This is a genomic window from Pseudomonas zhanjiangensis (genome assembly GCF_041027545.1).
GTDB classification, from domain to species: domain Bacteria; phylum Pseudomonadota; class Gammaproteobacteria; order Pseudomonadales; family Pseudomonadaceae; genus Aquipseudomonas; species Aquipseudomonas zhanjiangensis.
On record NZ_JBFTEG010000001.1, the window covers coordinates 17,047 to 29,730 of the forward strand.

General features: G+C 65.3%; 10 protein-coding genes. 8 read left to right on the plus strand and 2 right to left on the minus strand.

Annotated elements, in window-relative coordinates:
- Positions 1 to 86 precede the first annotated feature (86 nt).
- The 7 genes from AB5S05_RS00075 to AB5S05_RS00105 all read left to right on the plus strand — a co-directional run bounded on the left by AB5S05_RS00075 (position 87) and on the right by AB5S05_RS00105 (position 8,218).
- On the plus strand, positions 87 to 1,064 hold the full coding sequence (locus AB5S05_RS00075; protein WP_369285353.1) for a dipeptidase: 978 nt from the start codon (positions 87 to 89) through the stop codon (positions 1,062 to 1,064).
- Between the two features lie 76 nt (positions 1,065 to 1,140).
- Positions 1,141 to 1,671: a DUF5943 domain-containing protein gene (locus tag AB5S05_RS00080; protein ID WP_369285354.1), complete on the plus strand. Its 531-nt coding sequence runs from the start codon at positions 1,141 to 1,143 to the stop codon at positions 1,669 to 1,671.
- Positions 1,672 to 1,686: 15 nt separating this feature from the next.
- Positions 1,687 to 3,747 (plus strand): dimethylglycine demethylation protein DgcA, encoded by a 2,061-nt coding sequence (gene dgcA / locus AB5S05_RS00085; RefSeq protein WP_369285355.1) that lies wholly within the window; start codon positions 1,687 to 1,689, stop codon positions 3,745 to 3,747.
- Positions 3,748 to 3,899: 152 nt separating this feature from the next.
- A complete protein-coding gene (gene dgcB, locus AB5S05_RS00090) occupies positions 3,900 to 5,861 on the plus strand; it encodes a dimethylglycine demethylation protein DgcB (protein WP_369285356.1) in 1,962 nt (653 codons plus the stop codon).
- A complete protein-coding gene (gene etfA, locus AB5S05_RS00095; RefSeq protein ID WP_369285357.1) occupies positions 5,861 to 7,084 on the plus strand; it encodes an electron transfer flavoprotein subunit alpha in 1,224 nt (407 codons plus the stop codon). The genes dgcB and etfA overlap by 1 nt, the downstream gene beginning before the upstream one ends.
- On the plus strand, positions 7,074 to 7,853 hold the full coding sequence (etfB, locus tag AB5S05_RS00100) for an electron transfer flavoprotein subunit beta (protein ID WP_369285359.1): 780 nt from the start codon (positions 7,074 to 7,076) through the stop codon (positions 7,851 to 7,853). Before etfA ends, etfB begins: the two co-directional genes overlap by 11 nt.
- Before the next feature lie 119 nt (positions 7,854 to 7,972).
- Positions 7,973 to 8,218 carry a hypothetical protein gene (locus AB5S05_RS00105; RefSeq protein ID WP_369285360.1) on the plus strand — a complete coding sequence of 82 codons (246 nt, stop codon included), beginning with the start codon at positions 7,973 to 7,975 and terminating at the stop codon, positions 8,216 to 8,218.
- Between the two features lie 57 nt (positions 8,219 to 8,275).
- Here AB5S05_RS00105 and gbdR read toward each other — a convergent pair whose 3' ends face one another.
- Together gbdR and AB5S05_RS00115 are read right to left on the minus strand one after the other, a co-directional pair.
- On the minus strand, positions 8,276 to 9,400 hold the full coding sequence (gene gbdR, locus AB5S05_RS00110; RefSeq protein ID WP_369285361.1) for a choline metabolism transcriptional regulator GbdR: 1,125 nt from the start codon (positions 9,398 to 9,400) through the stop codon (positions 8,276 to 8,278).
- Between the two features lie 436 nt (positions 9,401 to 9,836).
- Positions 9,837 to 11,213, minus strand: coding sequence for an L-serine ammonia-lyase (locus tag AB5S05_RS00115; RefSeq protein ID WP_369285362.1), 1,377 nt, complete (start codon positions 11,211 to 11,213; stop codon positions 9,837 to 9,839).
- Between the two features lie 343 nt (positions 11,214 to 11,556).
- On the opposite strand from AB5S05_RS00115, the gene choX reads away from it, so the two are divergent.
- On the plus strand, positions 11,557 to 12,489 hold the full coding sequence (gene choX / locus AB5S05_RS00120; RefSeq protein ID WP_369285363.1) for a choline ABC transporter substrate-binding protein: 933 nt from the start codon (positions 11,557 to 11,559) through the stop codon (positions 12,487 to 12,489).
- Positions 12,490 to 12,684: the final 195 nt, after the last annotated feature.

Below are 12,684 nucleotides of genomic sequence, written 5' to 3' on the forward strand. Positions count from 1 at the left end.
CACCGGGTCGCCCTGCCCCCCAGGGATATGCTCCCCCCAAGCGCCAACACCGGGTTTGGCGACAGCAGACTAAAGGGGACCGCCTGATGAGCCCAGCCGAAGTGCACGCCGACAGCATCGTTATCGATGGCCTGATCATTGCCAAGTGGAACCGCGAACTGTTCGAAGACATGCGCAAGGGCGGCCTGACCGCGGCCAACTGCACCGTCTCGGTCTGGGAAGGTTTCCAGGCCACCGTCAACAGCATCGCCGCCAGCCAGAAACTGATCCGCGAGAACAGCGACCTGGTGATGCCGGTGCGCACCACCGCCGACATCCGCAAGGCCAAGGAGCTGGGCAAGACCGGCATCCTGTTCGGCTTTCAGAACGCCCACGCGTTCGAAGACCAGATCGGCTACGTGGAGATCTTCAAGCAGCTCGGCGTGGGCATCGTGCAGATGTGCTACAACACCCAGAACCTGATCGGCACCGGCTGCTATGAGCGCGACGGCGGCCTGTCCGGCTTCGGCCGCGAGATCGTCGCCGAGATGAACCGGGTCGGCATCATGTGCGACCTGTCGCACGTCGGCAGCAAGACCAGCGAGGAAGTCATCCTCGAGTCGAAGAAGCCGGTGTGCTACTCGCACTGCCTGCCGTCGGGCCTCAAGGAGCACCCGCGCAACAAGTCCGACGAGGAACTGAAGTTCATCGCCGACCACGGCGGTTTCGTCGGCGTGACCATGTTCGCCCCCTTCCTGGCCAAGGGCATCGACTCGACCATCGACGACTACGCCGAGGCCATCGAGTACGTGATGAACATCGTCGGCGAGGACGCCATCGGCATCGGCACCGACTTCACCCAGGGTCACGGCAAGGAATTCTTCGAATACCTGACCCATGACAAGGGCTACGCCCGTCGCCTGACCAACTTCGGCAAGATCGTCAACCCGCTGGGCATCCGCACCGTCGGCGAATTCCCCAACCTGACCGAAACCCTGCTCAAGCGCGGCATGCCCGAGCGCACCGTGCGCAAGATCATGGGCGAAAACTGGGTACGCGTACTCAAGGACGTCTGGGGCGAATAAGCCCTCTCCCTCACATTCCCGCCCCTCTGCCTCAGGCAGAGGGTGCTAGACCACCGAATTCTGGAGTTTGAAGATCATGGCAAAACACGCACCCGAAATGCCTATCGAAGTCGACAGCGAAACCGGCGTCTGGACCACCGACGCCCTGCCGATGCTCTATGTACCGCGCCACTTCTTCGTCAACAACCACATCGGCATCGAGGAAGAGCTGGGCGCCGAGCGCTATGCCGAGATCCTCTACAAGGCCGGCTACAAGTCCGCCTGGCACTGGTGCGAGAAGGAAGCCGAGTGCCATGGCCTGTCCGGCGTGGCGGTCTACGAGCACTACATGAAGCGTCTGTCGCAGCGCGGCTGGGGCCTGTTCAGCATCGAGGAGATCGACGTCGAGGCCGGCACCGCCAAGATTCGCCTGGACCACTCGGCCTTCGTCTACGTTTATGGCAAGTGCGGTCGCAAGGTCGACTACATGTTCACCGGCTGGTTCGCCGGCGCCATGGATCAGATCCTGGCCGCCCAGGGCAGCCCGATCCGTACCGTCGCCGAGCAGGTCTACGGCGCTTCGGAAGAAGGCCACGACCACGGCCTCTTCATCGTCAAGCCGCTCTAAGTCGAGGAACCCGTCATGGCCTTCGAAGCAATGTTCCAGCCGATTCAGATCGGCAAACTGACCATCCGTAACCGCGTGCTGTCCACTGCCCATGCCGAGGTCTACGCGACCGACGGCGGCATGACCACCGACCGTTACGTCAAGTATTACGAAGAGAAGGCCAAGGGCGGCATCGGCCTGGCCATCTGCGGCGGCTCCTCGGTGGTAGCCATCGACAGCCCGCAGGAGTGGTGGGCCTCGGTCAACCTGTCGACCGACCGCATCATCCCGCACTTCCAGAATCTGGCCGACGCCATGCACAAGCATGGCGCCAAGATCATGATCCAGATTACCCACATGGGCCGTCGCTCGCGTTGGGACGGCTTCAACTGGCCAACCCTGATGTCGCCGTCCGGCATCCGTGAACCGGTACACCGCGCCACCTGCAAGACCATCGAGGTCGAGGAAATCTGGCGGGTGATCGGCAACTACGCCCAGGCCGCGCGCCGGGCCAAGGAAGGTGGCCTGGACGGCATCGAGCTGTCGGCCGTGCACCAGCACATGATCGACCAGTTCTGGTCGCCGCGAGTCAACAAGCGTACCGACGAATGGGGCGGCACCTTCGAGGGCCGCATGAAGTTCGGCCTGGAAGTGCTCAAGGCCGTGCGCAAGGAAGTCGGCGACGACTTCTGCGTGGGCATGCGTATCTGCGGTGACGAGTTCCACCCGGACGGTCTGTCCCACGACGACATGAAGCAGATCGCCGCGTACTACGACGCCACCGGCATGATCGACTTCATCGGCGTGGTGGGTTCGGGCTGCGACACCCACAACACCCTGGCCAACGTCATCCCCAACATGAGCTACCCGCCGGAGCCCTTCCTGCACCTGGCGGCCGGCATCAAGGAAGTGGTCAAGGTCCCGGTGCTGCACGCGCAGAACATCAAGGACCCGAACCAGGCCACCCGTATTCTCGAGGGCGGCTACGTCGACATGGTCGGCATGACCCGCGCGCACATCGCCGACCCGCACCTGATCGCCAAGATCAAGATGGGCCAGGTCGACCAGATCAAGCAGTGCGTCGGCGCCAACTACTGCATCGACCGCCAGTATCAGGGCCTGGACGTACTGTGCATCCAGAACGCCGCGACCTCCCGTGAATACATGGGCGTGCCGCACATCATCGAGAAATCCACCGGGCCCAAGCGCAAGGTGGTGGTAGTCGGTGGCGGCCCGGCCGGCATGGAGGCGGCCCGCGTGGCGGCCGAACGTGGCCACGACGTGACCCTGTTCGAGAAGAAGGACCAGCTCGGCGGGCAGATCACCACGGCGTCCAAGGCGCCGCAGCGTGACCAGATCGCCGGTATCACCCGCTGGTACCAGCTGGAACTGGCGCGCCTGAACGTCGACCTGCGCCTGAGCACCGGCGCGGACGTGGCGACCATCCAGGACATGCGCGCGGACATCATCGTGCTGGCCAACGGCGGTCATCCGTACCTGGAGCAGAACGAGCACTGGGGCGCCGACGAAGGCCTGGTGGTGAGCAGCTGGGACGTGCTCGATGGCAAGGTCGCGCCCGGCAAGAACGTGCTGGTGTACGACACCATCTGCGAGTTCACCGGCATGTCGGTGGCCGACTTCATGGCCGACAAGGGCAGCCAGGTGGAGATCGTCACCGACGACATCAAGCCGGGCGTGGCGATGGGCGGTACCACCTTCCCCACCTACTACCGCAGCATGTACCCGAAAGAAGTGATCATGACCGGCGACCTGATGCTGGAAAAGGTCTACCGCGAGGGTGACAAGCTGGTGGCGGTACTGGAGAACGAGTACACCGGCGCCAAGGAAGAGCGGGTGGTCGACCAGGTGGTGGTGGAGAACGGCGTTCGTCCGGACGAGACCCTCTACTACGCTCTCAAGGAAGGCTCGCGCAACAAGGGCCAGATCGACGTCGAGGCGCTGTTTGCGATCAAGCCGCAACCGTGCCTGAGCGAGGCCGGCGACGGCTACCTGCTGTTCCGCATCGGCGACTGCGTGGCCCAGCGCAACACCCACGCGGCGATCTACGACGCCCTGCGTCTGTGCAAGGACTTCTAAAGCCCCCCAGGGTGGGCCGGCCGCGAGGCCGCCCCACTCGCGCTGCCGACAGGCAGCGCCCGTAACGCCTAACGATGGGTTACGCCGCCACGCGGCTAACCCATCTTACGGTTTCTGCGCAGCTTGGCCGGTCCCTACAAGGAGACCAAACGATGTTGAACACCATTCTTCCCATTCTGCTGTTTGCCGCACTCGGCCTGGCCGTGCTCGGCGCCGGCAAGCGATTCCTCATGTGGCGCCGTGGCCGGCCGGCCAAGGTCGACTGGCTCGGCGGCCTGCTGGCCATGCCGCGCCGCTACCTGGTCGACCTGCACCATGTGGTCGAGCGCGACAAGTACATGTCCAAGACCCACGTGGCCACTGCCGGCGGTTTCGTCCTGGCCGCCGCGCTGGCGATCCTGGTCCACGGCTTCGGCCTGCATAACCGCCTGCTCGGCTTCGCCCTGCTGGCGGCCACCGTGCTGATGTTCGTCGGCGCCCTGTTCGTCGCCAAGCGCCGCCTGAATCCCCCGGCACGCCTGTCGAAGGGCCCGTGGATGCGCCTGCCGAAGAGCCTGCTGATGTTCGCGGCAAGCTTCTTCATCGCCACCCTGCCGGTCGCCGGCATCCTCCCGGAAGGCTTCGGCGGCTGGCTGCTGGCGCTGCTGCTCGCGGTCGGCGTGGCCTGGGGCGTGTCCGAGCTGTTCTTCGGCATGACCTGGGGCGGGCCGATGAAGCACGCCTTCGCCGGCGCCCTGCACCTGGCCTGGCACCGCCGCGCCGAGCGCTTCGGCGGCGGTCGCTCGACCGGCCTCAAGGCCCTCGACCTGGATGATCGCAACGCCCCGCTGGGGGTGGAAAAGCCCACCGACTTCACCTGGAACCAGCTGCTCGGCTTCGACGCCTGCGTGCAGTGCGGCAAGTGCGAGGCGATGTGCCCGGCTTTCGCTGCCGGCCAGCCGCTGAACCCGAAGAAACTGATCCAGGACATGGTCATCGGCCTGGCCGGTGGTACCGACGCCAAGTTTGCCGGCAGCCCCTACCCGGGCATTCCCCTGGGCGAACACGGCGGCGGCCCGCACCAGCCGATCGTCAACCTGCAGGGCAAGGCCCTGGTCGAGGCCGACACCCTGTGGTCCTGCACCACCTGCCGTGCCTGCGTCGAGGAGTGCCCGATGATGATCGAGCACGTCGACGCCATCGTCGACATGCGCCGCCACCTCACCCTGGAAAAGGGCGCGACCCCGAACAAGGGCGCCGAGGTGCTGGACAACCTGATCGCCACCGACAACCCCGGCGGCTTCGCCCCCGGCGGCCGGCTGAACTGGGCGGCGGACCTCAACCTGCCGTTGCTCAGCGACAAGAAGGAAACCGACGTGCTGTTCTGGGTCGGCGACGGCGCCTTCGACATGCGCAATCAAAGAACCTTGAGAGCCTTCGTCAAGGTGCTGAAGGCGGCCAATGTCGACTTCGCCGTGCTCGGCCTGGAAGAGCGCGACAGCGGTGACGTGGCCCGCCGCCTGGGCGATGAGGCGACCTTCCAGACCCTGGCCAAGCGCAACATCGCCACCCTGGCCAAGTACCGTTTCAACAAGATCGTGTCCTGCGATCCGCACAGCTTCCACGTGCTGAAGAACGAATACGGGGCGCTCGGCGGCCAGTATCAGGTCCTGCACCACAGCACCTACATGGAAGAGCTGATCAGCGGACAGAAACTCAGCCTGGGCCAGCACAAGGGCGGCAGCGTGACCTATCACGACCCCTGCTACCTGGGCCGCTACAACGGCGAGTACGAAGCCCCGCGCAGCGTGCTCAAGGCCATCGGCATCGAGGTCAAGGAGATGGAGCGTTCCGGCTTCCGCTCGCGCTGCTGCGGCGGCGGTGGCGGTGCACCGATCACCGACATCCCCGGCAAGCAGCGGATTCCCGACATGCGCATGGTCGACATCAAGGAAACCGGTGCCGAGCTGGTGGCCGTGGGCTGCCCGCAGTGCACCGCGATGCTCGAAGGCGTGGTCGAGCCACGGCCGCAGATCAAGGACATCGCCGAACTGGTCGCCGACGTGCTGATCGAGCCCTCGGCGCAGCCCAAGAACCCTACGCCGCCCAAGCGTGAAGCCCTGGAGGTGCATTGATGAGCGACATCATCCGCCGCGATCCGCGGGCCGAATGGATCGCCCGCAACCGCCTGCATCCGCTGCATGCGGCCATGCAGAAAGTCGAAAGCAGCTGGATGGGGCCCAACGGCGTCATCCGCAAGAACCCCCACGCGGTCGGCTTCATCGGCCCCAACGGGATCAAGCGCATCGACCGCAGTGGCGCCCAGCAAGGCGGCGCCGGCAAGCGCTCGGCCGCCAGCGCGGTGGTCCAGCTGCCGCTGCACGTGGTCGAGCAACCGGCCTTCCACATCGTGGTGGTGCCGGACATGGTCGGTGGTCGCCTGAGCAGCCACGACAAGGACCTGCTCGGCCTGGCCAACAAGCTGGCCGGTAGCGACGGCGCCGTGGTCGCCGTGGTGTTCGGCGACTACAAGGAAACCGCCTTCGATACCGCCGGCGTCGACCGCCTGCTGCACATCGAAGGCGAGGTCTTCGACGGCTATGCCCCCGAGCAACGGGTGTTGGCCCTGAGCGCGGTGGAGAGCCAGTTGGCGCCGCGCCACTGGCTGCTGCCGGACAGCCGCACCGGCGGTGGCGAGCTCGGCCGCCGGCTGGCCGCCAAGCTCGGCGAGCGCCCGGCCACGCGGGTCTGGCAGGTCGCCGATGGCCAGTGCATCGGTCGCGCCGGCGCCGGCCAGCAAGACCTGCTGCGCAGCGCGCCGCGGCTGATCCTGGCCGCCGTCGAATGCGCCGATCCGGTCAGCGACACCCGCCACGAGGTGCGTCCGCTGCAGCTGGAAGACAAGATCGCCCGCTGCCTGCCACGCATCGAAGACCTCGGCGCGGTGGCGGTCAACCCGGCCCTGATCCCCATGGCCGAAGCCGAGTTCATCCTCTCCGGCGGCAACGGGGTCAAGGACTGGGCCCAGTTCCACCAGGCAGCCGAGGCCCTCGGGGCCACCGAAGGCGCGTCGCGGGTGGCTGTGGACGACGGTTTCATGCCGCGCAACCGCCAGGTGGGCGCCACTGGCACCTGGGTCACCGCACGGGTCTACCTGGCCGTCGGCATCTCCGGCGCCATCCAGCACCTGCAAGGCATCGGTGCCTGCGACAAGGTGGTGGCGGTCAACATGGACCCGGGCTGCGACATGATCAAGCGCGCCGACCTGTCGGTGATCGGCGACTCCGCCGAGATCCTCGCCGCCCTGATCAAGCTGGCCACCGAGTACCGTCAAGGAGGCGCACGCGATGCAGCCTAAGTCCCTGAATATCATCAGCCTGGTCTCGGTCGGGGCCCACCCGACCTCCGGCCGCGCCCGTCGCGCCGAGCAGGATGCCCGCGCGGTCGAACTCGGCCTGCGCCTGGCCGGCGACCAACTGCAGGTACTGCACGCCGGCGACCCGCACGAAGAAGCCCTGCGCGCCTACCTGGGCATGGGCCTGAGCGAGATGACCGTGCTCGAGCAGCCCAAGCAGGGCGATGCCCTGCCCCTGCTGAGTAACTACCTGAAGGATTCCGGCGCGCAGCTGGTGCTGACCGGCAGCCAGGCGGAAACTGGCGAAGGCTCGGGCATGCTGCCCTTCCTCCTGGCCGAACAGCTGGGCTGGCCACTGGTGGTCGGCCTGGCCGAGGTGGAAAAGGTCGACAACGGCGTGGCCGAAGTGCTGCAGGCGCTGCCGCGCGGCCAGCGCCGCCGGCTCAAGGTGCGCCTGCCGTTTCTCGCCAGCGTCGACAACGCCGCCCCCGCCGCCCGTCAGAGCGCCTATGGCCCGGCACGACGTGGCCAGCTGGTGGCCGAGGACGTGGCCGTGGTCGAGGACAGCCTGCTCGCCGAAGCTCAGCTGCAACCGGCGCGCCCGCGCCCCAAGCGGCTCAAGGTGATCAAGGCCAAGAGTGGTGCCGAGCGGATGAAGGCGGCCACCGCCAAGGCCTCCGGCGGCGGCGGCCAGGTGCTCAAGGATGTCTCGCCAGAGCAGGGCGCCGAGGCTATCTTCAAGCTGCTGATCGAAGAAGGGGTGCTGCGCTAGCCGCGGCGACCAATGCGTAGCATGGGTTGAGCAGAGCGATACCCATGCCGGCGATGCGATGGGTGACCCGCAGCGCGGCGAACCCATCCTACGTCGTTAATTGAGGGAGACTCCGCACCATGATGCATGCCGACCTGATCGACCAAGACGACTTCCGCGATCGCCTGGTGGCGCTCGGGCTGTCAATCCCTGCCGGGGCCAGCGCCGAGCAAGCCTGCGAGTACGCCGTCAGCGGCCTCGACCCGGAACGGGCCAAGGCCCTGCGCAAGCTGGTGGAAGAGTTGCTCGGTGGCAATGCCACCCTGCTGCCCGCCGTACGCGAGGCGATTTCCCGCCGTCTGCTGCCGGCGCTGGTACCGCGCTGATCCCAGCCGGGTACAAAAAAGGGGCGCCCGAGGCGCCCCTTTTCTTTGGCCGGCCGCTTACTGCGAACGGTGCGGGTAGACCTTGACGCTGGCGAAGGTGGATTCGCCTTTGGCCCGGCTCAGCGCCGTGCTGGTGGCCGGGGACAGCGATGGCCGCATCAGGTCTTCCGGCATGGGCACCAGACCTACCACGGTGGTCGACGTCTGTCCGGCGCGCTCGTCGCGCGGCGGAATGCCGAAATATTCGCGGTAGCACTTGGAAAAATGCGGGGTCGACACGAAGCCGCAGACCGAGGCCACCTCGATGATCGACATCGAGGTCTGCTTGAGCAGCTGACGCGCGCGAATCAGGCGCAGCTTGAGGTAGTAGCGCGACGGCGAGCAATGCAGGTACTTCTGGAACAGGCGCTCGAGCTGACGGCGCGACACGTCGACGTAGGTGGCCAGCTCGTCGAGATCGATCGGCTCTTCCAGGTTGGCTTCCATCAGGGCGACGATTTCCTGCAGCTTCGGCTGGTTGGTGCCGAGCATGTGCTTGAGCGGCACGCGCTGGTGATCCTGCTCGTTGCGGATGCGCTCGTAGATGAACATCTCGGAAATCGCTGCGGCCAGCTCGCGACCATGCTCGCGACCGATCAGGTGCAGCATCATGTCCATGGGCGCGGTGCCGCCCGAAGAGGTGCAGCGGCTGCGATCGATGGAGAACAGGCGGGTGGTGACCGCCGCGCGCGGGAAGGCTTCCTGCATCGCCGCGAGGAACTCCCAGTGCACGCTGCAGTCGTGGCCATCGAGCAAGCCGGCCTTGGCCAGCGCCCAGCTGCCGGTACAGACGGCGCCCAGCTGGCGGCCGTGGCGGGCCTGGACCTGCAGCCAGTGCAGGTGCTCGCGGGAAACGCTGTGCTGGATATCCACGCCACCACAGACGATCACCACATCCATGGCCGGGGCATCGTCCAGGCCGGCATCCGGAGTGATCTGCAGGCCGTCGCTGGCGCACACCGGCAAGCCGTTCTGGGTCAGGGTGTGCCAGCGGTAGAGTTCATTGCCGGACAGCTGGTTGGCCATGCGCAAGGGCTCGATCGCCGAGGCCAAGGAAATCAGGGTGAAGTTGTCCAACAGCAGAAAACCGATGGACTGGGGAACACGGTTCTGGACCTGGGGCCCTTGGTTGGACTGCGACATCAGAGAGTTCCTCACGCTAAGCACGGTATCTTGAGCCTTCGTTGCAGCACGCGGCTCTTTATTTTCATTCTGGTTAACCATAGCCCCAGATCAGCTGCATCTCCCTAGGCAAAAGCCGTGCCTAAATTAATTGATCATCCAATTAAGATAGCTGACCGATCCGAGATGCCCAGTGTGCGGCATTTCCATAAGCGACAAGAGTGTTCCATGGACGACGCCATTGACTGGCTGAGACGGCGACTGAGCATTTCGGTAGCAGCGCCTGTGCGACCAATTGTCACCCTGCTACGGGCGGAAATCGAGGGGGGTAACAGACCACTGGTCAGAAAACGACCAAACAGTTCTCCCTGCGACGCCCTGCTTTGCGACGCTGGCGCGCCGGAACAGGGCAGGCCTTGGCCTGCCCTCGCCCCTCAGTCCGGGAGCGGCCCGTCACTCAGCATTCGATCGCGCTGACGGCGAGCCCACCGCGCGAGGTTTCCTTGTACTTGTCGTGCATGTCGGCGCCGGTATCACGCATGGTGCGGATCACCCGGTCGAGCGAGATGAAATGCTCGCCGTCACCGCGCAGGGCCATCTGTGCGGCGTTGATCGCCTTCACCGCGGCGATCGCGTTGCGCTCGATGCAGGGTACCTGGACCAGCCCGCCAACCGGGTCGCAGGTCAGTCCCAGGTTGTGCTCCAGGCCGATCTCGGCCGCATTCTCGACCTGCTCCGGGCTGGCCCCGAGGATTTCCGCCAGGCCGGCCGCGGCCATGGCGCAGGCCGAACCGACCTCACCCTGACAGCCGACCTCGGCGCCGGAAATCGAGGCGTTCTTCTTGCACAGGATGCCGATCGCGGCGGCAGCCAGCAGGTAGTCGACCACGTTGGCCTCGCTCACCGCCGGGCTGAAGCGCACGTAGTAGTGCAGCACCGCCGGAATGATCCCGGCCGCGCCATTGGTCGGCGCCGTCACCATGCGCCCGCCGGCGGCGTTTTCCTCGTTCACCGCCAGGGCGAACAGGTTGACCCATTCCATGCCGCTCAGGGTCGAGCCGATCACGTTGGGCTTGCTCATTTCCTGCAGACTGCGGTGCAGCTTGGCGGCGCGGCGCTTGACCTGGAGCCCGCCGGGCAGGATGCCCTCGTGCTTGAGGCCGTTGTCGACGCACTCGCGCATGGCCTGCCACAGGCGCATCAGGCCGCTGCGGATTTCCGCCTCGCTGCGCCAGGCCTTCTCGTTTTCCAGCATCAGTTCGGAAACGCGCAGGCCGTGCTGCTTGCACAGGCTGAGCAGCTCGGCGGCGCTGGAGAAATCGTAGGGCAGCGCGGTGTGGTCCTGATCCAGCTGGCCGGCAGCCGCCTGCTCGGCGTCGACGACGAAGCCGCCCCCGACCGAGTAGTAGGTATCGCTGTGCAGCTCACCGCTCTCGCCTTCGGCGATCAGGGTCATGGCATTGGGGTGATACGGCAGGTTCTCGTCGAGCAGCAGCATGTCGCGCGCCCAATCGAAGGCGATTGCCACACGGCCGTCCAGTTGCAGCGTGCCGCTGCTGCGCAGCGCCTCGATACGCGGGCCGATCTGTACCGGATCGATACTGTCCGGCCACTCGCCCATCAGGCCCATGATCACCGCGCTGTCGCTGCCGTGACCGACGCCGGTGGCCGACAGAGATCCGTACAGCCGCACTTCCACACGCCGTACCTGCTCGAGCAGATGACGCTCACGCAGCGCGCCGACAAACAGCGCCGCCGCGCGCATGGGGCCGACGGTATGCGAACTGGAGGGGCCAATACCAATCTTGAACAAATCGAACACGCTAATAGCCACGACAATCTCCTGCACGGGGTGCATTTTTATCGTCGCCATCATCGAGATTTCCTCGATATGCAGAGGTCCCACACCGACTCGATCATGTCCAAATCCGCCAAACCGGCTGGCTCACGGCCAATTGCCCGCCGCGAAACCGCCTGGGTACCCATTTGCGGCAACAGGGCCAATTGCGACACCAGCTAACCAGTTGCGACCCCGCACGTAGGCAACCGGCGAACTCTGGCGCGATGATCGGGCGCCCATGCTCAGGCCGATAGCCGTTCATCTAGCCTTGCCCATGGCCTCTCACCCCGTTTCAGCGTGGCTGGGCGGGTCAGACCCCCGGTAAATGGAAACGCCTATGAAAATGCACAAGAACTGCCTACTGGCGCTCGCCCTGAGCGCCCCACTGCTGGTGCAGGCAGCGGAGCCTGCCTCCTGCAAGCGGGTGCGCCTGGCAGATGTTGGCTGGACCGACCTGATCACCACCAACGCGGTGACCCGCCTGCTGCTCAGCGACCTGGGCTATCGCACCAAGGTCAAGCGCCTGTCCGTGCCGGAGACCTTCAAGGCTCTGCACGACAACGAGATCGATGTGTTCCTCGACACCTGGTTGCCCAGCTCGGAAAAGGACATCCGCCCCTACCTGGACGATGGCACGGTCGAACTGCTGGCGGTCAACCTCGAGGGGGCCAAATATACCCTGGCGGTCAACCAGGCGGCCTACGACGCAGGGCTCAAGGACTTCGCCGACATCGCCAAGTTCAAGAAGGAGCTGGGCGGCAAGATCTACGGCATAGAGCCCGGCAACAGCGGCAACCAGATGATCCAGCAGATGATCGACAAGAATACCTTCGGCCTTGCCGGCTTCCACCTGGTGGAGTCCAGCGAGTCGGACATGATCCTGCACGTCAAACGGGCCGATCACCTGAATAAATGGGCGGTGTTTCTCGGCTGGGAACCGCACCCGATGAATAACCAACTGGACATGCGCTACCTGACCGGCGGCGACGACTACTTCGGCCCCAACCTGGGCGGCGCCACCGTCTACACCACGGTGCGCAAGGGCTTCGCCAGCGAGTGTCCGAACCTCGGTCGGCTGTTCAAGAATCTGCGTTTCAGCCTGAGCATGGAAAACGACCTGATGGAGGCTATTCTCAATCCCAATACCACGCCCAGACGCGAAGCCAAGGCCTGGCTCAAAGCCAACCCCGAGGTGCGCGCGCAGTGGCTAGAAGGCGTCACTCGATTCGACGGAAAGCCGGCAAATCAGTCGCTGGCCAGCGATCAGTAGCCCTGAATTTCATTTCGTTACGAATCCGCCACAGCCCCCGGCATACGCTGCCATGCCCGGAAACCAAGGCTGCAAACCAGGCCCACTGCGGCCCCCAGCCTTGGCCAAGGGCAAAAAGAATCTGTTAAGGTTCTTCAGCGCGATGGCGTGTCGCCACCCAACACGTCGGCGTCGCAAACTGATAATTGCCCTAGC

What these genes read in the sequence shown, in the direction of transcription:
- dgcB (WP_369285356.1), top strand. Translation starts at nt 3,900, where the DNA reads ATGTTGAACACCATTCTTCCCATTCTGCTGTTTGCCGCACTCGGCCTG.
- AB5S05_RS00080 (WP_369285354.1), top strand. Translation starts at nt 1,141, where the DNA reads ATGGCAAAACACGCACCCGAAATGCCTATCGAAGTCGACAGCGAAACC.
- choX (WP_369285363.1), top strand. Translation starts at nt 11,557, where the DNA reads ATGAAAATGCACAAGAACTGCCTACTGGCGCTCGCCCTGAGCGCCCCA.
- AB5S05_RS00105 (WP_369285360.1), top strand. Translation starts at nt 7,973, where the DNA reads ATGATGCATGCCGACCTGATCGACCAAGACGACTTCCGCGATCGCCTG.
- etfB (WP_369285359.1), top strand. Translation starts at nt 7,074, where the DNA reads ATGCAGCCTAAGTCCCTGAATATCATCAGCCTGGTCTCGGTCGGGGCC.
- dgcA (WP_369285355.1), top strand. Translation starts at nt 1,687, where the DNA reads ATGGCCTTCGAAGCAATGTTCCAGCCGATTCAGATCGGCAAACTGACC.
- gbdR (WP_369285361.1), bottom strand. Translation starts at nt 9,400, where the DNA reads ATGTCGCAGTCCAACCAAGGGCCCCAGGTCCAGAACCGTGTTCCCCAG.
- etfA (WP_369285357.1), top strand. Translation starts at nt 5,861, where the DNA reads ATGAGCGACATCATCCGCCGCGATCCGCGGGCCGAATGGATCGCCCGC.
- AB5S05_RS00075 (WP_369285353.1), top strand. Translation starts at nt 87, where the DNA reads ATGAGCCCAGCCGAAGTGCACGCCGACAGCATCGTTATCGATGGCCTG.